Origin of the sequence: Rhizobium sp. PDO1-076, from assembly GCF_000247475.1 — a bacterium.
In the GTDB taxonomy this organism is placed as follows: Bacteria; Pseudomonadota; Alphaproteobacteria; order Rhizobiales; family Rhizobiaceae; genus Allorhizobium.
This window is the reverse complement of the sequence record NZ_AHZC01000406.1, coordinates 1-24,166: the sequence shown is the minus strand read 5'-3', so window position 1 is coordinate 24,166 and position 24,166 is coordinate 1. Positions and strand designations below refer to the sequence as shown.

General features: G+C 60.2%; 22 protein-coding genes and 4 tRNA genes. 15 read left to right on the top strand and 11 right to left on the bottom strand.

Features of this window, described 5'->3' with window-relative positions:
• Positions 1-120: 120 nt before the first annotated feature.
• Together PDO_RS21850 and PDO_RS21845 are read right to left on the bottom strand one after the other, a co-directional pair.
• Positions 121-609 carry a DUF192 domain-containing protein gene (locus PDO_RS21850; protein ID WP_007606982.1) on the bottom strand — a complete coding sequence of 163 codons (489 nt, stop codon included), beginning with the start codon at positions 607-609 and terminating at the stop codon, positions 121-123.
• Between the two features lie 4 nt (positions 610-613).
• Positions 614-1,192 (bottom strand): cold-shock protein, encoded by a 579-nt coding sequence (locus PDO_RS21845; RefSeq protein ID WP_007606977.1) that lies wholly within the window; start codon positions 1,190-1,192, stop codon positions 614-616.
• A gap of 185 nt (positions 1,193-1,377) precedes the next feature.
• Between PDO_RS21845 and gloA the strand changes: the two genes are divergently transcribed.
• The 5 genes from gloA to PDO_RS21820 all read left to right on the top strand — a co-directional run bounded on the left by gloA (position 1,378) and on the right by PDO_RS21820 (position 3,642).
• Positions 1,378-1,818 (top strand): lactoylglutathione lyase, encoded by a 441-nt coding sequence (gene gloA / locus PDO_RS21840; RefSeq protein ID WP_007606975.1) that lies wholly within the window; start codon positions 1,378-1,380, stop codon positions 1,816-1,818.
• Positions 1,819-1,923: 105 nt separating this feature from the next.
• Complete coding sequence (locus PDO_RS21835) at positions 1,924-2,877, top strand: hypothetical protein (RefSeq protein ID WP_007606973.1); 954 nt, start codon at positions 1,924-1,926, stop codon at positions 2,875-2,877.
• 178 nt (positions 2,878-3,055) lie between these two features.
• Positions 3,056-3,130: transfer RNA gene (locus PDO_RS21830), tRNA-Glu, on the top strand.
• 182 nt (positions 3,131-3,312) lie between these two features.
• Positions 3,313-3,387 (top strand) — tRNA-Glu (locus tag PDO_RS21825).
• A gap of 180 nt (positions 3,388-3,567) precedes the next feature.
• A tRNA-Glu gene (locus tag PDO_RS21820) sits at positions 3,568-3,642 on the top strand.
• Positions 3,643-3,677: 35 nt separating this feature from the next.
• Here the strand turns inward: PDO_RS21820 and recJ are convergent.
• The 5 genes from recJ to PDO_RS21795 form a co-directional block, all read right to left on the bottom strand.
• On the bottom strand, positions 3,678-5,480 hold the full coding sequence (recJ, locus tag PDO_RS21815; protein WP_007606971.1) for a single-stranded-DNA-specific exonuclease RecJ: 1,803 nt from the start codon (positions 5,478-5,480) through the stop codon (positions 3,678-3,680).
• Positions 5,481-5,660: 180 nt separating this feature from the next.
• Positions 5,661-5,876, bottom strand: a complete 216-nt coding sequence (locus PDO_RS21810) for a hypothetical protein (protein WP_007606968.1) — start codon at positions 5,874-5,876, stop codon at positions 5,661-5,663.
• Positions 5,877-6,061: 185 nt separating this feature from the next.
• Positions 6,062-7,381: a homoserine dehydrogenase gene (locus PDO_RS21805; protein WP_007606966.1), complete on the bottom strand. Its 1,320-nt coding sequence runs from the start codon at positions 7,379-7,381 to the stop codon at positions 6,062-6,064.
• Between the two features lie 90 nt (positions 7,382-7,471).
• Positions 7,472-8,689, bottom strand: a complete 1,218-nt coding sequence (locus PDO_RS21800) for an LL-diaminopimelate aminotransferase (RefSeq protein WP_007606964.1) — start codon at positions 8,687-8,689, stop codon at positions 7,472-7,474.
• 227 nt (positions 8,690-8,916) lie between these two features.
• On the bottom strand, positions 8,917-9,324 hold the full coding sequence (locus PDO_RS21795) for an SHOCT domain-containing protein (RefSeq protein ID WP_244426503.1): 408 nt from the start codon (positions 9,322-9,324) through the stop codon (positions 8,917-8,919).
• A gap of 162 nt (positions 9,325-9,486) precedes the next feature.
• On the opposite strand from PDO_RS21795, the gene PDO_RS21790 reads away from it, so the two are divergent.
• From PDO_RS21790 to PDO_RS21755, 8 genes are all read left to right on the top strand, one after another.
• A complete protein-coding gene (locus PDO_RS21790; RefSeq protein ID WP_007606960.1) occupies positions 9,487-11,325 on the top strand; it encodes a PHA/PHB synthase family protein in 1,839 nt (612 codons plus the stop codon).
• A gap of 28 nt (positions 11,326-11,353) precedes the next feature.
• Positions 11,354-12,073: a DNA/RNA nuclease SfsA gene (gene sfsA, locus PDO_RS21785; protein WP_007606959.1), complete on the top strand. Its 720-nt coding sequence runs from the start codon at positions 11,354-11,356 to the stop codon at positions 12,071-12,073.
• 42 nt (positions 12,074-12,115) lie between these two features.
• Positions 12,116-12,940, top strand: coding sequence for a type I methionyl aminopeptidase (map, locus tag PDO_RS21780; RefSeq protein WP_007606958.1), 825 nt, complete (start codon positions 12,116-12,118; stop codon positions 12,938-12,940).
• A gap of 187 nt (positions 12,941-13,127) precedes the next feature.
• Positions 13,128-13,943 (top strand): RadC family protein, encoded by an 816-nt coding sequence (gene radC, locus PDO_RS21775; RefSeq protein WP_458574667.1) that lies wholly within the window; start codon positions 13,128-13,130, stop codon positions 13,941-13,943.
• Between the two features lie 163 nt (positions 13,944-14,106).
• Positions 14,107-15,531: a Si-specific NAD(P)(+) transhydrogenase gene (sthA, locus tag PDO_RS21770; RefSeq protein ID WP_007606955.1), complete on the top strand. Its 1,425-nt coding sequence runs from the start codon at positions 14,107-14,109 to the stop codon at positions 15,529-15,531.
• 147 nt (positions 15,532-15,678) lie between these two features.
• Positions 15,679-16,878, top strand: coding sequence for an MFS transporter (locus PDO_RS21765; RefSeq protein WP_007606953.1), 1,200 nt, complete (start codon positions 15,679-15,681; stop codon positions 16,876-16,878).
• A 79-nt stretch (positions 16,879-16,957) separates the two neighbouring features.
• A complete protein-coding gene (locus PDO_RS21760) occupies positions 16,958-17,761 on the top strand; it encodes an endonuclease/exonuclease/phosphatase family protein (RefSeq protein WP_007606952.1) in 804 nt (267 codons plus the stop codon).
• Positions 17,762-17,879: 118 nt separating this feature from the next.
• Positions 17,880-18,899, top strand: a complete 1,020-nt coding sequence (locus tag PDO_RS21755; RefSeq protein ID WP_007606951.1) for an LLM class flavin-dependent oxidoreductase — start codon at positions 17,880-17,882, stop codon at positions 18,897-18,899.
• A 176-nt stretch (positions 18,900-19,075) separates the two neighbouring features.
• Here PDO_RS21755 and tig read toward each other — a convergent pair whose 3' ends face one another.
• The 4 genes from tig to PDO_RS21735 all read right to left on the bottom strand — a co-directional run bounded on the left by tig (position 19,076) and on the right by PDO_RS21735 (position 22,652).
• Positions 19,076-20,557: a trigger factor gene (gene tig / locus PDO_RS21750; protein WP_007606949.1), complete on the bottom strand. Its 1,482-nt coding sequence runs from the start codon at positions 20,555-20,557 to the stop codon at positions 19,076-19,078.
• A gap of 183 nt (positions 20,558-20,740) precedes the next feature.
• Positions 20,741-20,825 (bottom strand) — tRNA-Leu (locus PDO_RS21745).
• Between the two features lie 172 nt (positions 20,826-20,997).
• On the bottom strand, positions 20,998-21,573 hold the full coding sequence (locus tag PDO_RS21740; protein ID WP_007606947.1) for a GDYXXLXY domain-containing protein: 576 nt from the start codon (positions 21,571-21,573) through the stop codon (positions 20,998-21,000).
• The gene (locus tag PDO_RS21735) at positions 21,570-22,652 is read right to left on the bottom strand and encodes a DUF2157 domain-containing protein (protein WP_244426502.1); all 1,083 of its coding nucleotides are present in this window, start codon (positions 22,650-22,652) and stop codon (positions 21,570-21,572) included. The genes PDO_RS21740 and PDO_RS21735 overlap by 4 nt, the downstream gene beginning before the upstream one ends.
• Positions 22,653-23,395: 743 nt before the next feature.
• On the opposite strand from PDO_RS21735, the gene PDO_RS27450 reads away from it, so the two are divergent.
• The gene (locus tag PDO_RS27450) at positions 23,396-23,542 is read left to right on the top strand and encodes a DUF1127 domain-containing protein (RefSeq protein WP_007606945.1); all 147 of its coding nucleotides are present in this window, start codon (positions 23,396-23,398) and stop codon (positions 23,540-23,542) included.
• A gap of 305 nt (positions 23,543-23,847) precedes the next feature.
• Positions 23,848-23,991, top strand: a complete 144-nt coding sequence (locus PDO_RS27445) for a DUF1127 domain-containing protein (protein WP_007606944.1) — start codon at positions 23,848-23,850, stop codon at positions 23,989-23,991.
• Positions 23,992-24,166: the final 175 nt, after the last annotated feature.

Genomic DNA, 24,166 nt, shown 5'->3' with positions numbered 1-24,166 from the left:
GCGCTACCAGGCTGCGCTACACTCCGTTCCAGCAATGTTTGCCGGAATACACGGTTCACCTGTGCGCCGCAACAGTAAAAAAGCGGTTTCCCAGCAGGTATTTGCACAAAATGAAAATCCTCAGGGCTGCGGCCCATTCGGAACCGCAAGCGGCAGGTTCAAACGGCCACCTGCAGTGATCCCCAGTTCGCCTGCCCGACCGCCGCGAATCTCTAGGACATAACGCACCGGTTCGCCGGAACCGACGATGGCTTCGGAAAACGGCGTTGTGCGCTCGGCGACACGGACGATTCGGCCTGTCTCATTGATGAACAGCATGTCGAGCGACAGCGGCGTGTTGGCCATCCACATCGTCACCATGCGGCTTTCGCCGAAATCGAACAGCATGCCGGCGTCATCCGCGAGCTGCTCGCGCTGCATCAGCCCCCTCGCCCGCTGCTCCATGCTGATCGCCCATTCGACATCGAATTCCCGCTTCTCGCCGGTCGTTGTCAGAATGGTCAGCTTGCCGGTGGCAAACGTGACCTCGGCAAGGGATGGAAGGACGAAGCCGAGCAACAAAAAAAGCGCCAGGACGGCGCTTTTCAATTTCTGGACAGACGAGACCATCGGATCAATGCGCCATTGTTGCGGGCGATGGATTGTCCGGATGTATTTCCGCCGCCATCAGACCCTTGTCGCCGGGGCCGAAACGCACCAGCACCGTCTGGCCGGGGCGCAGCTCGGTCAGACCGAAGCGGCGCAGCGTTTCCATATGAACGAAGATGTCTTCCGTGCCTTCGCCGCGCGTCAGGAAGCCGAAGCCCTTGGTGCGATTGAACCATTTTACCAGCGCACGCTCCAGTCCGCTTGTCGCCGTGACCTGCACATGCGTGCGCACAGGCGGCAGCTGCGACGGATGTACCGCCGTCGACTGGTCCATGGAAAGTATGCGGAAGGCCTGGTAACCGCGGTCACGCTTCTGGATCAGCGCGACGATGCGCGTGCCTTCCAGAATGGTCTGATACCCGTCGCGACGAAGGCATGTGACGTGCAAGAGCACATCCTGCATGCCGTTGTCCGGTATGATAAACCCGAACCCCTTGGCGACGTCAAACCACTTAACGACGCCGGTGATCTCAATAAGGTCTACAGCATCGCCAGACAGCTCCTCGAAACCAGCGAGCCCTTTCGATGATATCTTGTCCGCCATTTCCCCAAGCCCCTCGAAAACGCGTCACATTGTAGGGTTAACCGATTCTTGTCGATCAGATTAACATTCCGTTAACGGACCAGCGCAAGCCCTAGTTTGATATTTACCCAGAACCTTTTGCAGACTTAGCCTTGCTCGAACCTGTCCACTGTTCCATATCACGTCAGTTATCAGGGAGAACGCTCATGCGCTATTTGCACACAATGGTCCGGGTCAAAGACCTGGATGCCTCACTCGACTTCTATTGTAACATTTTTGGCCTGAAAGAGATCCGTCGTTACGAAAACGACAAAGGACGGTTTACGCTGGTCTTTCTCGTTGCCGACGAAGATGTCGACCAGGCAAAAGCCCATTCCGCACCGTGCCTCGAACTGACCTATAACTGGGACACCGAGGACTATGCCGGCGGTCGCAATTTCGGCCACCTCGCCTATGAGGTCGATGACATCTATGCGATCTGCCAGAAGCTGATGGATGCGGGCGTCACGATCAACCGCCCGCCCCGTTGCGGCCACATGGCCTTTGTCCGCTCGCCTGACGGCATCTCCATCGAGATCCTGCAGAAGGGCGAAAGCCTGGCACCGGCCGAACCGTGGCTGTCAATGCCGAACACCGGCGCCTGGTAAGCCCGCCTCGCGCAAGTTTGCGTGCTTAATTGGGTTCTGACGGAGCGCGCCGTTCGCGGCGCCTCCAGCCCCTGACCGGGGCCCTCCGACAGGACAGAGGCCAAGATGAGCAGTTTCCTTCTTTCCCGCACATCCCCCTTGCGCACGGCTGCGATGCTGTCCGCACTGATGCTGGCCTCCTGCCAGAGCAGTGCCGATGAAGTGATGTCTCTGGGCAACGCGGCCCAACCGGTTGCTGCGAGCGGCAAGGCCATCGCCAAGAACAAAGGCTATGTCGATCCGCTGGTGGTCGCGGCCGGAGGTGCTGGCACGACGGCGGCGACATCATCCACCAATGGCGAACTGCCGCTCTATGAACCGGGCCCGGGCCATAACGCATCCAAATCCTCGACCATGGCGGCCGCCTATGCCGATATCGCCGAACCGCCGCCCGAAGTCATGGCGGTCACGCAACAGCAGCAACCGGCCGATCTTAGCCAGGTCATCATGCAGCCTGCCCGCGTCGACGCGGGCAACAATAGCCTGTTCTCCGCTTCGGCCAGCGCTCCGGACAGCGCTCCGGCAGTCGAGCCCACGGATACCAGCCCAACGGCCAAACCTCAGCCGACCGAAGTTGCCGGATCTTCCAGCATCGTGCCCAGCGACATGCCGACCATGAAGATCAACGCGATGAGCAAGAGCCTGTTCAGCCCGTCGGCACAGCAACCGCAGGGAATCGTCGATATTCCCGCCGATGCGCTTCCACTCACCGAAGCGGAGGCCGATGCCGGAACCGTTGCTGTCGCACCGGTTGCCCAGGAAGACGGCCCTCCGGTACTCAAGCGCCTGTCCGACCCTCGGCCGAAGCGCAAGATGCACTCCTATGCCCCCGCTCCAGCCCCAGCGACGCAAGCCCAGGCAGGCGCAACTGTGACTGTCGATCCCGGCCTAGCCGCGATCCCGGTCGGTGCTGACGCCGCCGAAGCCACGCCGGCCGCGCAGCAGAAAAAGAACAAATTCATGTCGTCGCTACGCCGAATGCTGACCGGCAAGAAGAATGCGGAGGCACCGAAGCTCTGAGCCCCTCAAAGGCCACGCTAGCCGGAGAGCGGAACCGCCACTTCGGTCAAGGCTACTGAATCATTCGGTTTTCACGGTTTTCCACATGCCGGATGCGACTGTCATTTTTTTGAAAAAATCGAAAAATGGCGCTTGCGGCTTTGCATGCCCCTGACTATAAGGGCGCCACGGAGCGCACGCGCCCTTCGTCTATCGGTTAGGACACCAGATTTTCATTCTGGGAAGAGGGGTTCGACTCCCCTAGGGCGTGCCACTCCATTCTCTTCCGGAAAATTGAACTTCCCCTCAGGAATTGAACTCTGCGGACCCCACAGATATTGCGGGTTTTCCTACATTTCTCCCGGCCGGTCAGCGATCGAATTTTCTCATGAACAACGGCAAGTTTCCGCTTGCCGGATCAAATCGCCCTGACTATAAGGGCGCCACGAAGCGTATGCGCCCTTCGTCTATCGGTTAGGACACCAGATTTTCATTCTGGGAAGAGGGGTTCGACTCCCCTAGGGCGTGCCACTTCTTCTTCCTTCACAAGCTGTGGATAACAATGGGAAAGCTTTACGCTAACCCATTCGCTGTGCATTGTTTTTTCTGGTTCTGTATTTTCGCTGGAGGCTGTGGAAAAAACCACTGTCACGCGAAAAATAGGCTTGCAGGAATCACCTCGCCCGGCCATAAGGGCGCCACGAAGCGCAGGCGCCCTTCGTCTATCGGTTAGGACACCAGATTTTCATTCTGGGAAGAGGGGTTCGACTCCCCTAGGGCGTGCCACTTTCCCATAAGATACTTTTCTCACGTTACGTAAGTTACGGTGCCTTTGCGGCATCGAGCACGCGCAGTTGAATGCGGCGGTTCCCCTGCCAATGATCGGCGCCCAGCGTGCCGGCCACATGAACCTGATTGCCGCGATTGTTCATCAGGAAATGGCCGAGTTCGGTTTCCGCCGCGCGGAAGGCGATACCTTCGAGCTTGCTGCCATCCAGCGCCTCCAGCGTGATCTTCACATGCGTCGTGCCGACCGGGCGCACATCGCGCAGCCGGTGCATCGGCACGGCAAAGATCGGCTGTGCATGACCCGAACCGTACGGACCGGCGGCCTCGAGCTGGTCGATCAGCGCCAGCGTGGCGCCCGACGCGCCGATCGCGCCGTCGATCTTCAGTGTCTGATTGGACGCAAGCGCTGCGACCTGGGTCGCCGCCTGCTCGTCGAAAAAGGCGCGCAATCGGCCAAGATTACCACGCTCGACCGTCAAGCCGGCCGCCATCGCATGGCCGCCGCCCTTGACCAGCAGGCCATTGTCGACGGCTGCCTGCACCATTTTTCCGATGTCAAAACCGTTGATCGAGCGGCCTGAGCCCGCACCCTTGCCGGATGGGTCGAATGCGATGGCGAAGGCCGGCCGCTTGAAGCGCTCCTTCAGGCGGGCCGCCAGCAGGCCGACGATGCCTGGGTGCCAGTTTTCCCGCGCCGTGACGATGACCGAGGCCGTTTCGCCCGTACCATATTCGGCCATGGCTTCGGCCTCCGCCTCGGCCAGCATGATGGCTTCCATGGCCTGCCGTTCGCGGTTGAGTTCATCCAGCTTGGTGGCAATCTTGTCGGCTTCGGCAGGCTCTTCCAACGTCAGCAGGCGACTGCCCAGAGCCGCATCGCCGATCCGTCCGCCGGCATTGATTCGCGGCCCGACAAGAAAGCCGAAATGATAGGGCGTGACGGGGCCGCCGATGCCGGCGATGCGCAGCAGTGACGCAAGACCCGCATTGTTCTGGTGGCGGGCGGCAATCAGCCCCTTGTTGACATAGGCACGGTTCAGGCCCTTCAACGGCACCACGTCGCAGACCGTGGCCAGCGCCACAAGGTCGAGCCAGGCGAGCAGGTCGAGGGAGCGGGCATAGGCATGCCCTTCCTCGCGCAGACGCCTCAGGCAGGCCACCAGAACCATGAAGACAACACCGGCTGCACAAAGATGCCCCAGCCCCGACAGATCGTCCTCGCGATTGGGATTGACCAGTGCATGACAGGGCGGCATCTCGTGGCTCATCTGGTGATGATCGATCACAACCACATCGATGTTGCGGCGTTCGGCGGCGCCCAGCGCCTCAATGCTGGTCGAACCACAGTCGACCGTGATGATCAGCTGCGCGCCGCGATCGATCAATTGATCGATGGCCGCAGCATTCGGTCCATAACCTTCGAAGATCCGGTCCGGGATGTAAATCTCGGCGTCGATGCCGAAATGATGCAGAAATCGGTACATCAGCGCCGAGGACGCCGCGCCATCCACGTCATAGTCGCCGAAAATGGCGACGCGCTCACTGCGGTTGACGGCAGCACAGATACGTTCTGCCGCGGCGTCGCAATCGGTCAGGCGCGATGGATCCGGCATCAGGTTTCGGATGGTCGGATCGAGAAAGGCCGGCGCCTCGTCGACGCCGACGCCCCTGCCCGCGAGCACGCGGGCCACCAGTTCCGGGATGCCGTGCACCTGGCTCATGGCGAGCGCCCTGTTCTGCGCCGCCTGATCGGCGCGGTTCATCCAGCGCTGACCACTGACGGATTGCTCGACACCAAGAAAAGCGCGCTGGACGGGATCTACCGGTTCGGACATGGGACTCGCTTTGCAACACGACCGGACAGCACCTAAAGGCGCCGCGTCGTGACGACGGGATGGACGATGTCCCAGCTGGAAGCTCGAACCATCATCCGTCCGCTGTTCTAGCGGTCCTGACAAAAATGACCAGAGGCAAGCCGGCCTCAGATGCAAGCACGCCAACCATGCTTTTGCAGATTACGCCATCACCCAGGCCACGAAGGCGAATGGCACGACCATGGCACACAAGAAGGCCAAGAGCACCACCCAGTCCGACATGCCATCGGCCGAGGCATCCCAGCCGTCAGCATGTGACGCGGAGATTGACCATCGTTGGGCATCAGGCTGGTTGTGCTCGAATGTGTCGCATCCGGCGAAATCCGCCGGAGAGACCCATGTCTTTCCCACACTCATCGCTAAGGCTCCTCCCCAAGAACCTGACAGACAGCGACAATCTACCGCGCGGGCACCAGCATGGCGAGAGTGGAGGTCGATTTTTTGTACGTGGCGCGTATTTTTCGCGCCAATTGGATCAACTGCTTCGCAGACGCAGCAGCGAAATCGGGCGAATTTCCCGAGATCGCTGCAGCGCACTAGACTTAAGACTTCGGCCGTTCGATGCGAATCATCTGCGGCTCGCCAACCAGATAACCCTCATGCTTGATCGCTTCGACGGCGCGGCGCACAGCGCTTTCCATGGTTGCATGGGTGACGAGGATGATCGTCTGCGGCTTGCCGGCAACAACCGGCTGTTTCGAATGCTGGACGATGGATTCCAGCGAAATGCTGTTTTCCGCCATCTTGGTCGCGATGCTGGCGAACACGCCGGTGCGATCCTGCACCGTCAGACGGATGAAATAACCGCCTTCGTGGCTCTGCATTTCGGCCTGGCGATACGGTTCGAGCAGATGCGCCGGGCGACCGAGCACCGGAACGTCCTGCGCACCCGGACGGCTCTTGGCAATGTCGGTAATATCGCCGAGTACCGCCGAGGCGGTTGCATTGCCGCCGGCGCCGGGGCCGACCATCAGCAATTCGCCAAGAATATCGGATTCCAGCGCCACGGCGTTGGTCACGCCATCGACCTGGGCGATGACCGAATCGAGCGGAACCATGGTCGGATGCACGCGCTGTTCGATCCCGCTGTCCGTCTTCTGGGCAACACCCAGCAGCTTGATGCGATAGCCGAGATCGGCGGCCGCATGAATGTCCTCGATCGAGATATTGGTGATGCCTTCGAGATAGATCTTGTCGGCGGCGATTTCCGAACCGAAGGCCAGCGTCGTCAGGATCGCCAGCTTGTGGGCGGTGTCATTGCCTTCGATGTCGAAGGCAGGATCAGCCTCCGCATAACCGAGGCGCTGGGCTTCCTTCAGGCAATCGGCAAAGGAAAGCCCTTCCTTCTCCATCTTGGTGAGGATGTAATTGCAGGTGCCGTTCATGATCCCGTAGATGCGGGAGAAATTATTGCCGGTCAGCGACTCGCGTAGCGTCTTGATGACCGGAATGCCACCGGCAACCGCCGCTTCGTAATTGAGCAGAAGGCCTTTCTCCTCAGCCAGCTTGGCCAATTCGACGCCGCAGCGTGCCAACAGGGCCTTGTTGGCGGTCACCACATGCAGGCCCCGGCCGAGTGCGGCACGCACAGACAGGTCAGCGGCGCCTTCAGAGCCGCCAACGAGCTCGACGAAAACGTCGATATCGGCGTTGTTGGCCATGTCCACCGGATCGGAGAACCACTGCATGCCGGACATGTCGATGCCGCGATCCTTGGCCTTGTCGCGCGCCGAGACCGCCGTGACGATGATCGGACGGCCACAGGCAACGGTCAGCGCATTCGAACGCTGCTGGAGGATACGGGCGAGCGAGGCACCAACGGTACCAAGACCCGCCACGCCAATTTTAAGGGCATCAGCCATGGATCAGTCCTGACATAATCAGATAATGGAAATAGGCGGCCGCAAGCGGGCCGCCCAAGAAACGCAACGTTAGGCGCTCAACGATAACGCTCAGCGGTGGGCGTTGAGCGAAATGACGTTGTGCATCGTCTCGTCGGCGGTCGACAGGAACTTCTTGATGCTGCGGGCAGCCTGGCGAATGCGATGCTCGTTCTCGACCAGCGCGAGGCGTACATATTCGTCGCCCATTTCGCCAAACCCGATACCCGGGGCCACGGCGACATCGGCCTTTTCGACCAGCAGCTTGGAGAATTCCAGCGAACCGAGATGACGGAACTTTTCCGGGATCTTGGCCCAGGCGAACATGGTCGCTGCCGGCGGCGGCACTTCAAAGCCAGCCTTGCCGAAGCTTTCAACCATGACATCGCGGCGACGCTTATAGATCGAGCGGACTTCGGCAATGTCGGAACCGTCGCCGTTCAGTGCGTGGGTCGCAGCAACCTGGATCGGCGTGAACGCACCATAGTCGAGATAGGACTTGACGCGGGTAAGTGCGGAAATCAGCCGTTCATTGCCGACTGCAAAGCCCATGCGCCATCCGGGCATGGAAAAAGTCTTGGACATCGAGGTGAATTCGACCGCGACATCCATGGCACCCGGAACTTCCAGAACGGAAGGCGGCGGCGTGTCGTCGAAGTAGATTTCGGAATAGGCAAGGTCGGACAGCACGATGATATCGTGCTTCTTCGCAAAGGCGATCACGTCCTTGTAGAAATCAAGCGTCGCCACGCGTGCCGTCGGGTTCGACGGATAGTTGATGATCAACGCCAGCGGCTTGGGGATCGAATGGCGAACAGCGCGCTCAAGCGGTGGGAAAAACGTCTCGTCAGGCTCGACCGGGATCGAGCGGATCACGCCGCCGGTCATCAGGAACCCGAAGGCATGGATCGGATAGGTCGGGTTCGGGCACAGGATCACGTCGCCAGGCGCGGTAATCGCCTGCGCCATGTTGGCAAAGCCTTCCTTAGAGCCGAGGGTGGCCACGACCTGCGTGTCCGGGTTCAGCTTCACATTGAAGCGGCGGGCGTAATATGCAGCCTGGGCACGACGCAAGCCGGGAATGCCCTTGGACGACGAATAGCGATGGGTGCGCGGGTCCTGAACGGCTTCGCAGAGCTTGTCGACAATCGCCTGCGGGGTCGGAAGATCGGGGTTGCCCATGCCAAGGTCGATGATGTCGGCGCCACCGGCTCGCGCGCTCGCCTTCAAACGATTGACCTGTTCGAAAACGTAGGGCGGTAAGCGCCGGACTTTGTGAAATTCTTCCATCTTCAACCCCTGAAACCGCGCGGGCATTGTCCGCGGCAGGCGGGTTCGTTTTTCCCAGTGATCGCCAGCCCCGCAACGAACCGCAAAACCGGAGCCGGACGATAGTATCTCAACACAAGCGCTGGCAGCAAATTTTGTCGCAAATCCGACCCGCGCGACGAGTCACGCTGAAATACCTGCCGAAAGCCTCTCGTTGCTTTGCGGAAAATCCCGCCGAAAGGCAAGTGCTATTTGGCGATCAACGCCTGCGTCTCCGGGCCATGTTGGGTTGCGAGCGTGCGCAGTTCGGCGAGCTTTCGCTGGTATTCGGCTTCGGTAATGGTTCCGGACTGGCGCGCGCTGGACAGGGCCGTGAGCTGCAGTTGCAGTGCTGCTGCTTCTTCGTTGTTCATCTGGACATTGGCGGCGTTCAACGAGCCACCGAAATTCGGGAAGCCATCCTTTGATGTCGGGCGCTTCGCCGGTTGATCGGGCGCATCCACATCATCCACCGTCACCTGCAGCGCCGAAGGGGTCTGCGTGACGGTTGCCGTTTCTGCGGATGACTGGCATCCGCTTGCGGCGAGCATCCCGATGATGGCGGCCAAGTGTGCCGGCCGGGCGAAGCTTTCGAGGCTAAAGGTCATCTGTGCCATGGTCTCAACAATCCGCATGCCTGCCGGAAATCCAGCAAATTCAAAGGGTGCATTTTCCCGCTACCTGCGAAAGACTATGCGCCAATCGCTGGAACTTGTAGTCATTTTCATGCAGGATGCGCAAATACAAAAGACGCCAGATACAATCCTGGGGAGGATGCCTTGGACAACAAACGGGAAGAGACGGCACAGTCCGGTCCGGCATTCGATGCAAAACTGCTCGAACCCTATATCGTCAAGGATCCGCAGGCTCTGGCCGTCAATGCGGCAAAGGCGCTTGAAAACCTCGGAAAAGCCGCTTCCAGCTGGCTTGCGCCGCGCGAACGGGGCGAGATTGTCGATCCAATCTCCGAACCGATGTCCGAGCTTGTCAAGACGATGTCCAAACTGGCCGAATACTGGATGTCGGACCCGAAGCGAACGATGGAAGCGCAGACCCACCTGCTGAACGCCGTCTTCGGCATCTGGGCGCGCTCACTGACACGCCTTTCCGCCTCGCCGGACACGCCGGTCGATGATCCCCTGCCGAAAGACAAACGATTCGCCGACGAGGACTGGCAGCGCAATCCGTTCTTCGATTTCCTCCGCCAGACCTATCTGGTTCTGTCCGATTGGGCCGACAAGATGGTCAATGACGCCGAAGGGCTCGACGAGCATACGCGCCACAAGGCCGCCTTCTACGTCCGCCAGATCACGGCCGCCCTTTCACCGGCAAATTTCGTCGCCACGAACCCGCAGCTCTACCGGGAAACGGTCGCCAGCAGTGGCGCCAATCTGGTCAAGGGCATGCAGATGCTGGCCGAGGATATCGCTGCCGGCAAAGGCGAACTGCGCATTCGCCAGACAGACACCAGCAAATTCGCTGTCGGCGAAAATATGGCCATCACCCCCGGCAAAGTGATCGCGCAGAGTGATATTTGCGAAGTCATCCAGTATGCGCCGGCAACCGATACCGTGTTGAAGCGGCCGCTTTTGATCTGCCCGCCATGGATCAACAAGTTCTACATTCTCGACCTCAACCCGCAGAAAAGCTTCATCAAGTGGTGCGTCGAGCAGGGACACACCGTCTTCGTCATTTCCTGGGTCAATCCCGACGAGCGCCATGCGGACAAGGATTGGGAGGCCTATATCCGCGAAGGCATCGACTTCGCGCTGGATACGATCGAGAAGGCGACCGGCGAGAAAAAGGTCAATGCCATCGGCTATTGTGTCGGCGGCACGCTGCTTGCCGCAGCGCTTGCCCTGCATGCACAGGAGAAGGACAGCCGCATCGCCAGCGCCACCTTGTTCACGACGCAGGTGGATTTCACCTATGCCGGCGACCTCAAGGTCTTTGTCGACGAAGAACAATTGAAGGGGGTGGAGGACCGGATGCGGGAAACCGGTTACCTCGACGGCTCGAAAATGGCCTCAGCATTCAGCATGCTGCGCGCCTCCGAGCTGATCTGGCCCTATTTCGTCAACAACTATCTGAAGGGTCAGGATCCGATGCCCTTCGACCTGCTCTACTGGAATTCCGATTCGACCCGGATGGCGGCGGCCAACCATTCCTTCTATCTGCGCAATTGCTATCTCAACAACACGCTGAGCCAGGGCCAGATGCAGCTCGCCGGCAAGACGCTGTCGCTGAAGAAGGTGAAGATCCCGATCTACAATCTCGCTACCCGAGAAGATCATATCGCGCCGGCAAAATCGGTTTACATCGGCAGCGCGCTGTTTGGCGGACCTGTCGAATTTGTCGTGACGGGATCGGGCCACATTGCCGGCGTGGTCAATCCGCCGGACAAGAAGAAATACCAGTACTGGACCCATGGAAAGGCCGGCGGCAGCTATGAGGATTGGCTCGCCAGCGCCGAGGAGACGGCAGGCTCCTGGTGGCCGCATTGGCAGACCTGGATCGAAAAGCTCGACCACAAGCAGGTTCCTGCTCGCAAACCGGGTGGCGACGCGCTGAACGCAATTGCCGATGCGCCCGGCAGAAACGTGCTGGAACGCGTATGACCGCTTACTGCACGGTCAGGACTTGCCGTTGATCTTCGATCCGCCCTTGATCCCTGCCCGGTTGATCCGCCGCTACAAGCGCTTCCTGTTCGATGCCGTGCTGGACAGTGGCGAGGAGATCACCGGATTTTGCCCGAATACAGGCTCGATGCGCGGACTGACGGACCCCGGCTCGCAGATCTGGCTCTCGGTCCACGACGCGCCGAAGCGGAAATATCGTCATGCAATGGAGCTGGTGGAAGCAGACGGTACGGTGGTCGGCGTCAACACCGCCCTGCCCAATCGGCTGGCCGAAGAAGCCATTCTCGCAGGCCTGCTCCCACCCCTTGACGGTTTTTCCACGTTGAAACGCGAGCAGCGCTACGGGCGCAATTCGCGCATCGACATCCTGCTGGAGGACGCGACCAAAGGCAGCGTGCATGTCGAGGTGAAGAATGTGCATTTCATCCGGGAAGCTGGCCTTGCGGAATTTCCAGACAGCGTGACGACGCGTGGCGCCAAACATCTGGAAGAAATGGGCGATCTGGTCGAGACCGGCAGGCGCGCGGCAATGCTGTTCCTGATTCAGCGAAGCGATTGCAGGCAGTTTCAAATCTGCGCCGATCTCGACCCCGCTTATGGCCGCGCCTTCGTCCGGGCCATAGGCCGCGGCGTGGAGGCCTATGCGGTCGCCTGCGACATCACGCCTTGCAAAATCGCGCCGATGCGGCTGATCCCGATAGACTTGTCGGGCCTTGCTGCTTTATGAACGGGAAAAGACTGTCATTCACAGGGATCCGGAAGCGGCTCAATGGTAACCTATATCGACGCGGCATCGGCACCGCTCAAGAATACCGGCGCAATCCGGCTCTACAGCGCGGAAGACTTCGACGGCATGCGCCGCGCCAGCCAGCTGACCGCACGCTGCCTTGATGCGCTCGTGCCGATGATCAAGCCGGGTGTGACGACCAATGCGATCGATCGCTTCGTCTTCGAATTCGGTATGGACAATGGCGCCCTGCCCGCGACGCTGAACTATCGCGGCTACAAATATTCCGTCTGCACCTCGATCAACCATGTTGTCTGTCATGGCATGCCGGACGACAAGCCGCTGCGCGAGGGCGACATCGTCAATATCGATGTCACCTATATCCTGGACGGCTGGCATGGCGATTCCAGCCGGATGTATCCCGTCGGCCAAATCAAGCGGGCGGCGGAGCGGCTGATGGAAGTGACCTATGAATGCCTGATGCGCGGCATTACCGCCGTGCGTCCCGGTGCCCGCACCGGTGCGATCGGTGAGGCGATCCAGACCTATGCCGAAGCGGAACGCTGCACGGTGGTGCGCGATTTCTGCGGCCATGGCGTCGGCCGTCTGTTCCACGACAGCCCGAACATCCTGCATTACGGCCGCGCCGACGAAGGTCCGGAACTGCGTGAAGGCATGATCTTCACCATCGAGCCGATGATCAATCTCGGCAAGCCTCATGTGAAAGTCCTGTCTGACGGCTGGACTGCGGTGACGCGCGATCGCTCTCTGACCGCACAGTACGAACATGCCGTTGGCGTGACTGCGACGGGCTGCGAAATATTCACACTGTCGCCTGCCGGCCTCGATCGCCCCGGCCTCTCCTAGCCGTCGCGCACAAGCCTGCAACCAATCGACGCAGAACTGTGCTGTAGCATCTTGCGCGATACAGCAGGGATGTCACTATACCCTCGCGACGGTGATCAAGACGGCATGCTCGCCCTCGCAGCGTGACTATGATGGTCCATGCAAGGGTTTGACGATGGCGAAGCTCCCCCGTTCCGAAAACGGCTCCCTGTTCGGCGACACCATTGTCGATCTGGGTCAGGATGTTTCCAGCAACCCGGATCACGACGAACGCCACTTCTTTGCAGAACAGACGTCCCGTGCCGACCGGCTGAATCCTTCACCCAGCCTCGACAACAGTCCCCAGACCGCCGATGCGCATTATCACGGACACCGCGACCGACTGCGGGCGCGGTTTCGCGACGGCGGCGAAAGCGCACTGGCCGACTACGAAATCCTTGAATTGCTGTTGTTCCGGCTCATTCCGCGCCGCGATACCAAGCCGATCGCCAAGGCGCTGATTGCGCGGTTCGGTACGCTTGCGGGCGTGTTCGGCGCGCCGCCGGCCCTGCTGCAGGAGGTCAAGGGCGTGGGTGAAACGGTGGCGCTGGATCTCAAGCTGATCGCCAGCGTCGCGCAGCGCATGCTGAAAAGCGAGTTGCGCGGCAAGCAGGTCCTGTCGTCCTGGTCATCGGTGATCGACTATTGCCACGCGGCCATGGCCTATGAAACCACCGAGCAGTTCCGTATACTCTTCCTCGACAAGCGCAATGTGCTGATCGCCGACGAGATCCAGGGACGTGGCACCGTCGACCACACACCGGTCTATCCGCGCGAGGTTGTCAAACGCGCGCTTGAGCTTTCGGCAACGGCGATTATCCTGGTGCACAACCATCCAAGCGGCGACCCGACACCGTCGCGCGCGGACATCGATATGACGCGCACGATCATCGACACGGCCAAGCCTCTCGGTATTACTGTCCATGACCACATCATCATCGGCAAAGACGGCCATGCGAGCCTCAAGGGCCTACGGCTGATCTGACCCGCCCGATAAGGGGTGGTGCAGAATTGCCGCTTGAGGGCAAATTTCCGTCGCAGACAGACGCAAATTCTCGTCGATAACGAAACGGTTAGATTGCCCTGATAGTTTCGCCATGGGACACATTGCAGTGCAGCATCCGGCACGCGAATCAGGGACGAATATCATGAACCAATACGACTTTGTCGTCATCGGCAGCGGCCCGGCCGGGCGCCGCGCCGCTATCCAGGCTGCCAAGCTGGAAAAGAAGGTTCTGGTGATCGAGAAGGGAACGCGCGTCGGCGGTGTTTCCGTGCATACCGGCACCATTCCTTCCAAGACGCTGCGCGAAACCGCGCTGAACCTCACCGGCTGGCGCGAGCGCGGCTTCTATGGCCGCAGCTACCGGGTCAAGCAGGAGATCAATGCCGACGACCTTCGCCGCCGCCTGCTGATCACGCTGGACCACGAAGTCGAAGTTCTGGAGCACCAGTTCGCGCGCAACCGCGTTCAGCAGATGCGTGGCACGGCGACATTCGTCGATGCCCACACCATCGAGGTTGCCAAGGAAGATGGCGAAATCCTGCGGGTGCAGACCAAATCCGTGTTGCTGGCCGTCGGCACAAGGCCTTTCCGCCCCTCGCATGTTCCCTTCGATGACATCAGCATTCTCGACAGTGACGATATCCTGGAGATCAAGGAGCTGCCGCGCTCGATGGTGGTCATTGGCGCCGGCGTCATCGGCATCGAATATGCGACGATCTTCTCGGCGCTGGATACCGCCGTCACCGTGGTCGAACCGCGCGACACCATGCTCGACTTCATCGACAAGGAAATCGTCGAGGACTTCACCTACCAGCTGCGCGACCGCAACATGAAGCTGATTTTCGGCCAGACGGTCGAGACGGTCGAAAAGATCGACGGCAAATGCCGTGTCACGCTGAAGAACGGCCGCGTGCTGATGGCCGAGATGGTGCTGTTTGCCGCCGGACGCGTCGGTGCCACCGATACGCTGAACCTTTCCGCCTGCGGTCTCGAGGCCGACAATCGTGGCCGGCTGAAGGTCAATCCCGAAACCTTCCAGACCGCCGTTCCCAACATCTATGCGGCCGGCGACGTCGTCGGTTTCCCGAGCCTTGCCTCGACGTCCATGGAACAGGGCCGTATCGCCGCACGCCATGCCGTCGGTGCGCCTTCGCACGAGCCGCCGCAGTTTTTCCCCTATGGCATCTATGCCGTACCGGAAATTTCCACCTGCGGCCTGACCGAGGAGGAAGTGATCCAGCGCAACATTCCCTACGAATGCGGCATAGCCCATTTCCGCGAAACCTCGCGCGGCCATATCATGGGTCTCGACAGCGGCATGCTGAAGATGATCTTCTCGCTGAAGACCCGCCGCCTGCTCGGCGTGCATATCGTCGGCGAAGGTGCCACCGAACTGGTGCATATCGGCCAGGCCGTACTCAATCTCAAAGGCACGGTCGAATATTTCGTCGAGAACACCTTCAACTACCCGACGCTCGCCGAAGCCTACAAGATCGCCGGCCTCGACGCCTGGAACCGCATGGGTGAGTTGAAGGTGGAGAAAATCGAGCGCAAGGCTGCCGAATAGAACGAGGCGGCGCGGGGTGAAACGCCCTGCGTCCGCTTCATGCTTCCCAGCGACGGGCTGACGGCGATAGCGACTCATGCGATGGTGGTGTTTCAAACGCCTACATCTTGTGGGTGCTCCCGCCTTCATCAGCACAAAGCCAGTTTCATGCCTTCATCCTTCGGCCAGATTGCCGGCCGCCCTCAATTGCTCGTCCTCGCGCTGATGATCTTCGCCCAGGGATCTGCGTTCGGGGCGACTATTCCCTATCTTTCGGTGACGGCAATCGGCACACTCGGCATGAGCGACCAGACCTATTCGCTGCTGGTCTTCGTCTCGTCGATCTCGGCCGTCGTCATCAGCGTCTCGCTTGGCATCCTGTCGGACATGCTGGGTGACCGGCGACACATGTTGATCGCCATGTCGGCCCTGGGGGTGCTCGGCTATGGTGCCATCTATTTCTATCCGTCGGTGCCGGTCTTCCTCGGTGCGACCTCGCTCGTCATCCCTTTCTTCTACGCTACCAGTTCCCTGCTGTTTGCCAGCGCTCGGCTGGAGACGGGCGAGCTCGAACCGGTGGATGCCGCTTCGGTCAATGCGACGTTGCGGGCAGTCATCTCGGCTGCCTGGGTGGTGACGCCGGCCGGTCTGGGGCTGGCGCTTGGGGCATCCGGCAGCATGCTGGGGGCCTGGGGGCTCGCCTCACTCTTCTGCCTGTTCATCCTCCTGTGTGCGATCCTTGTGCTGAAGTCGCCACCATCCCGGACTGCCCGGGACACCTCGGCGCCCGGCTTTTTCTCGGCACTCAAGGAACTGGCTGCGCCAGACATGGTGATCCGGTTGATCGCGATTGCGGCGATCACGTCGACCCTGCGTCTGAGCGGAACCATCTGGCCGCTGATCCTGACCCTGCAGCTCGGCGGCAAGACCGCGGATGTCGGGCTGATTGCCGGCATGACGGCGCTGATCGAAATCCCCTTCATGCTGATGTGGGCAGGCTTGCTGAAACGCTACAGCATCGTCGGCATCATCGTGACGGCGGCTCTCGCCTATGGTGGCTACATGGTGGCGTTAAGTTTCGCGACAGCGCCGTGGCACATCTATGGACTCGCTCTGCCGGGTGCTGCCTTTGCCGCCGCGCTGCTGGCCCTGCCGCTCAACTATTTCCAGGATCTGTTTCCCGGACGCCCTGGTCTCGGTACCGCGTTCATGCCCATCAATTCATTCCTCGGAAACGGCCTGAACGCCGCGGCCTTCGCCCTCGGCTCGCATTTCCTCGGCTATTCGGGAACAAGCCTGCTCGGTGTCGCGCTTGCCGTAACCGGTGTGTCGATGCTGCTTTTCGTCGAGCGACAGCAAAGAGCATAGACGGATCGGGCGCGCTTGAAGTGCGACAAGGGTGTAACTATCCTGTCGGCTCACCATCCCGGCCAAGCGACTGGATTCGATGAAGATTGTTTCCCTCAATCTCTGGGGCGGGATGCTCCACGAGCCGCTGATGCGCTATCTGGCGACCGTCGACGCCGACGTGCTCTGCCTGCAGGAAGTCGCACGCGCACCTGGCGCGCGGCACGACTGGCTGACCTATCGCGACGGATCGATCGAACTGCAACAGCGCGCGCATCTGTTTGACGAAATCGCAGCGGTTCTGCCGGCCCATGACGGGATCTTCTGCCCGACGGCAAGAGGCATGCTTGAGGACGGCGGCGAACCCTGCTGGCAGGAGTTCGGCATCGCGACCTTCGTGCGCAAGGACATTCCAATCATCGGCCAGGCACTTGACTTCATCCACGGCAGCTTCTCAGCCAACGGATTTGGCGCCCATCCGCGGCCGCGCAATGCGCATGGCATCAGGATCTTCGACCATCACACCGGTGCACCGATCACGGTCGTCCAGTTGCATGGCCTGCGCGACCCTGCCGGCAAGCAAGACACGCCGGCGCGCGAACGCCAGACCGAAGCACTGATTTGCCTGATCAAGCGTATCTGGCACACAGGTGAACCGCTGGTGGTCTGCGGTGACTTCAATGTGCTGCCCGACAGCGCGACCTTTGCAGCACTCGGCCGGCTTGGCCTCAGCGACCTTGTGACCGGTCGCGGCTTCTCCGACACGCGCACATCGCACTACCGGAAAGATGGCCGCTTTGCCGATTACATGCTGGTCACGCCGAATGTTCGCGTGAACACCTTCGAGGTCGTCGCAGAGCCGGAAGTCTCGGATCACTGCCCTCTCGTCCTTGATACCGCCTGAGAGGAGCGGGAGCGGCCCTGTTTCTGGATCCGAAACAGTCTGTCACCGCGTTGCCCCTATGAGATGCGGCACCTTGATGCCATCTAGGGTTCAATCGTCATCACGAAAGCATATCATCATGAAGAACATCGGTTTTCTGTCCTTCGGTCATTGGTCGCCCTCGCCCCAGTCCGGCACGCGTTCGGCCCAGGACACCCTGCTTCAGTCCATCGACCTTGCGGTCGCGGCCGAAGAACTCGGTGCGGACGGCGCCTATTTCCGCGTCCATCACTTCGCCCGTCAGCTCGCCTCGCCCTTCCCGCTGCTGGCCGCCGTCGGCGCGCGCACCTCGAAGATCGAGATCGGCACCGGCGTGATCGACATGCGCTATGAGAACCCTCTCTACATGGCGGAAGATGCCGGCTCTGCCGACCTGATCTCGCGTGGACGCCTGCAGCTCGGCATCAGCCGTGGCTCGCCGGAGCAGGTGATCGAAGGCTGGCGCTATTTCGGCTACCAGCCGGAGGAAGGTCAGAGCGATGCCGACATGGGCCGCCGCCACGCCGAAGTCTTCCTCGACGTGCTGAAGGGCGAAGGTTTCGCCAAACCCAATCCCCGGCCGATGTTCCCCAACCCGCCGGGCCTGCTGCGGCTGGAGCCACATTCGGAAGGCCTGCGCGATCGCATCTGGTGGGGCGCAGGCTCGAATGCCACCGCCGTCTGGGCAGCAAAGCTCGGCATGAACCTGCAGAGCTCGACACTGAAGGACGACGAAACGGGCGAGCCGTTCCATATCCAGCAGGCCAAGCAGATCCGCGCCTATCGCGAGGCATGGAAGGAAGCCGGGCACACACGCACGCCGCGCGTTTCCGTCAGCCGTTCGATCTTTGCCATCGTCAACGACATGGACCGCGCCTATTTCGGCCAGAACAAGGACCAGGATTCGATCGGCTATATCGACGAAAACACGCGGGCGATCTTCGGCCGCTCCTATGCGGCGGAACCCGACAAGCTGATCGAGGAGCTAAAGCGAGACGAGGCTGTCGCCGAGGCCGATACCCTGCTGCTGACCGTCCCGAACCAGCTCGGTGTCGACTACAACGCCCACGTCCTCCAGTCCATCCTGACCCATGTCGCACCAAGCCTCGGCTGGCGATGAGATAAATCGGCAATTCGCTAAATAGCGCAACCTTTGTTCGGGTGATGCAATCTTCCGGACAAAAGCAAAAGCACGCAAGCCGCTCATAAGCCGCCGCATGCACACGAAGAATACAAAAGCAGAAAGGCCGCCCGAAAGGGCGGCCTTTTGCAATTTCAATCAGTGAATGCCGAAGATTATTCGGCGTCGCCTTCAGCGGCCTTCTTCTTCGGAGCAGCCTTCTTCTTCGGAGCGGCTTCTTCGCCTTCAGCAGCGTCGTCAGCCTTGGCAACAGCCTTCTTCTTGGCGGCGGTCTTCTTGGCCGGCTTGTCGCCGTCTTCAGACTCGTCGTCAGCCATCAGCTCTTCCTTCGACACGGACTTGTCCGTGACGCTGACTTCGGCGAGCAGCTTGTCGATGACCTTCTCTTCGAAGATCGGCGCGCGCAGCGAAGCAGATGCACCCGGAGTGTTGCGGAAGAAGTCGAGGATCTGCTTCTCCTGGCCCGGGAACTGCTGCAGCTGGGCAAACAGCGAACGCTGCATTTCCTCGTCGGTCACTTCGATGCCGGCCTTTTCGCCGATTTCGGACAGAACGAGACCGAGACGGACGCGACGCTCGGCCAGCGCGCGGTATTCTTCGCGAGCAGCTTCTTCGGTCGTGTCTTCGTCAGCAAAGGTCTTGCCCGACTGTGCGAGGTCGGTGTTGATCTGGCGCCAGATGTTGTCGAACTCGGCATCGATCAGCTTCGACGGAGCGTCGAACTTGTAGAGCGTGTCGAGCTGGTCGAGGATCTGACGCTTGACCTTCTGGCGGGTGACGTTGCCGTACTGGCTTTCGATCTGGCCGCGAACGACTTCCTTCAGCTTGTCGACCGATTCGACGCCAAGCTTGGTTGCCAGTTCGTCGTTGATTTCGACAGCGGCCGGGGCTGCAACTTCCTTGACGGTGATGTCGAAGGTCGCGTCCTTGCCAGCCAGGTCAGCAGCCGGATATTCAGCCGGGAAGGTGACGTTGATGACCTTTTCGTCGCCAGCCTTGAGGCCGACGAGCTGGGCTTCGAAGCCCGGGATGAAGCGGTTCGAACCGATGACCAGTTCAGCGTCTTCATCCTTGCCACCGTCGAAGGCAACGCCATCGACCTTGCCGAGATAGTCCATGGTGACGCGGTCGCCATCAGCGGCCTTGCCCTTCTTGGTCTCGAACGTGCGGGCGTTTTCAGCGATCTTGAGGATCTGCTCGTTGATCTCGTCTTCCGAGACTTCGACCACTTCGCGCACGATCTTGATGCCGTCGACCGACTTCAGTTCGATCGGCGGGATGATTTCGTAGGAGAGCGTGAACTCGAGATCGGCCTGTGCGGACAGGATCTTCTCGGCTTCGGCTTCGTCCTCGGTCATCACGATTTCCGGCTGGGTCGCCGACTTTTCGCCGCGCTCCGACAGGATCGCGCTCGGACGGTCGCGGATGATCTCGTTGACGAGTTCAGCCATGATCGACTTGCCATACATCTTCTTCAGATGCGCGGTCGGAACCTTGCCCGGACGGAAACCGTTGATGCGAACCTTGCCCTTGGCATCCGCCAGGCGTTCGTTCATCTGCTGTTCCATATCCTTGGCCGGGATGATGACCTTGATTTCGCGCTTCAGCCCTTCAGCGAGCGTTTCGATAATCTGCATGTTCTTACCTTCATGTCGTGGCGGCCGTGCTCGGACAGCCGGTGGTTTCACTGAGCACGACGCCGGAATTTCTTTTCCCGGACGTGGCTGCGTCGCTAACGTCAAACATATGCCAAGCAAAACGGCGCCGGACAGACGGGATCAGCAAAGGCTGCCTCTCACATCAATCCCGCGCGGCTAAGCTGGTGCGGGTAGAGAGACTTGAACTCCCACGCCTTGCGGCACCAGAACCTAAATCTGGCGTGTCTACCAATTTCACCATACCCGCGTCCAAAAGCGCATGCTGCGTTTGCGCATGGCCCCTCCGGAGCGCGCGTCTCTATATCACCCGTTTTCCGCCACGCAAAGGAAAAATGACACCCGTCCCCGGCCAAACAATGCAGGCATTCCCGGCTTGGCACCGGCGCTGGCGCCGGGTTTGGCGCAAAGCTTGATGATAATCAGTAGAGCGGTTCCTGATAAAGCGGAGCGCCATCCAGCATCAGCGCGCGAATCTGTGGCTGGCCGCTTTCGGAGACACGCACGGCGACGGAGACCCGACCGGTGTTGCGTCCATCCTCGATCGGGCGCCCCTCGCCTTCCGGCACATAGTAGCTCTCGATGCCGTAGGTGACCCAGACCGTGCCATCGGTTCCACTCGGCACATCAAAGGAACGCAGGGGCAAGGTATGCATGACCACGCTTGCGTCGATCGCCGGCAATGGCTGGAAAGAGGCTTCCGTCACCGTCCAGAAACCGTCCGGACCGGGTCTCAGCCGCACCTGCAGCGGCATCTTCTCATCGCCGACAGGCCTTTCGCCGGTGACGAGCGCTGCGGGAATCGTCGAGATGTCGTAGCTGAGGATCACGTAGTCGCCGCGCAGCAGGTCGCGCGGATCGACGAGTGCCGTCTGCAGCAGGATTTCTGTGCCATAACGCAGAATGCTGGCACGGCTTTCGACCATGTAGCCGAGGATTGCGGTCTGGCCGAGGCCGACGGCGAGTGCTGCAAGAGCGAAGCGTCTGGTTGCAATCATGGCTGCACCTCCGTCGGACGTCGGCCGAAATGTTTTTCAAGCCGAATGACCAGAAACGCCAGAACCGCCACCACCAGGCCGGAGAGCAGGAAGAAGGCCGAGGTTCCGAGAATGCTGTCTATGGTCTCATAGGAGAGGTAGAGGATCTCCAGCGCAAAGACGATGTAGGCGAGGAAACGCACCGCGCCATTGTCTCGCCCCTCCAGCGCCAGCGCCACCAGGCAGAGCGCGATCACCAGGACGGCCAGGATTGCGTTCGTCTGGCCATCTACGGCGTTGCCATGCCAATAGCCGAGGCCGATGAAGGCGAGCAGCAGCGGATAGAAGGTGACGGAGGCACCAAGCTTTCCCCGCCATTGCGAAAGCGGCGACGCCGGAAGCGCAAAAGCAAAGAAGACGACAGCACCCACACCGGTCATCAGCGTCGCCCAAAGCAGATCATCGCCGAGCACATAGAACCAGACACACCAGCACAGCAGCAGCAGGTAGGCGAAATGCTTGGCCGGATTGGTCCTGGTCCAGACCGTGAGGGCGGCCAGAACGACGGCCGCAGCCGGCGGCCAGTAGGAGGCCAGTTCGTGCCAGCGGAAGTCATAATCGAATCGATCTATGACCGTCCAGAAGACAACGAAGGACAGAATGCCGGCCATCACGGTCAGCGCGCCGGAGCGGAAGAGCGCCGCAGATATGGCGGTGACAACGAACCAAAGCAGCATGGCGGAAAATGTGTCGCCCGACAGATGGTAGAGCTGGCCGATCAGCGAAATCGCGCCGCCGAAACTGGCGGCCCCGAGGACAAGGCAGGCGGCGGCCAGGCGCTCGGCATCCCGCGACCGGGCCAACAGCGCCGTCAGATTGAAGATCCAGATCAGGGCGACAATACCGATGACCTTGGTCAGGCGCGGGATCGCCTGCCAATTCGACGCCACCAGCAACAGCACGGAAGCGGCGATCAGCACCGCCGCCAGCATGACCAGCACGGTGCCGACGCTGAACGCGGAACGCCGGGCATCGACATCGGCAAGCAAACGGCCGGCGGTCGCCTCGTCGATCAAACCCTTGCGGGTCCATTCCTGCAAGTCCCGTTTCAAATGACCGCGATACATCCGCCCCCCGACTTCGATCCCACCACCTCAACAGAGGCAAAAAACAAAGAGACCGGCCGAAGTCTGGAACGGTCGGGCGAGAAACTCAATCGAAGATCTGAGCGATTCGAGAAAAAGACAAAAGCCCCTCATATGCTTAGGGGTTTTCGGAGGGTTCAGCATGGCTCGGAGCCCATGCGAAACGCGCATGGCTTCCATGATGACATTGCACTGCACAATATCGCGACTCAGGCGTATATTCAGACTCAACAAAGGGCAGACGAAAGCAGCTTTCATCAGCCCCGACTGACCGGAAACGGTCAAATATCCTTCGGCCCTGCATTATCCTCCTCCCGATGCGGGATCGAATGACCAGCGACACTCCTCCTCCCAGTCGTTGGTCTGTCAAAATGACGCTCACCGGATCCTCCCCCGGTGAGCGTTATTCGTTTTGGCTAAGGGCTTTCCCTCTATGTCAACACATTGCCGCGCCTGCCCGCCAGACCGTAGGTCGATCGGATTGCTGCGCCGCCCTGCCCCACAATGCGGCAGCGCCTCCTCAGAGGCAAAAGCCTAAAAAGACGTCACTTTACAGTTGATTAACCCTGATGTTATGCGATTTGCGCATGGGTGGTGTGAGGCTTTATGTCTTCAATCGTTTCGCAATGCAGCATATATTCCAGTCATCGAATTTGAACACGGCGCCGACAGTTGCGCCCAACCCATGAGGCAAGGCCATGAACATCGCTCGCTCGCTCAACAACTGGCGCAAGTATCGTCAGACCATTACCGAACTCGGCCGCATGTCGGACCGCGAACTGCGTGACCTCGGCATTGGCCGCGAAGACATCCGTCGCGTCGCCCGTCACGCCGTCAACAGCTAATTCCGTCGCGGCGCTCAGGCGCTGCAGACTGGAACGAACCAGGAAGGCCTCCCGCAAGCGGGAGGCCTTCTGCGTTTTTAGCCCTGCCCGCTTTTCTCAATGAAATCATAGGGCAGAGTGGCGGAAATCCTTCTGCCTAATTTCTGCACTCTGCTGCTAATATCGTCATCATCGTGCACAAATGCATAGCAGTCGCCTAGAATTTGCACTGCACAATCTTATTCTACGGGCGTATAAGACGGTCAATCGCTGAGGCGGAAACAAACCGCCAGATCAGCAAACAAGATCCCACAAGGAAAACGACCATGAACCCGCTTCGCATTGCAAAAAACTGGATGAGCTATCGCCGCACTCTTGCTGAACTCGGCAACCTGTCGAACCAGACCCTCAGCGACATCGGCATCACCCGCTACGAAATCCGCAATATCGCTTCGCGCTCCTTCCGTTAATCGGAAGCCCGCCTTTTCGGCGGCAGCATAAAGCGACGTCTGTCAAACGGCACCTTGGGTGCCGTTTTTGATTCCGGGCCCTGTGCTGGTCTCTCCCCTGCATCCTGCATTTGACGCATCCTGATTCGCGCGCGTTTTACGTCCCGGATGTACCGCAAAGCATGGACCTGCCAAG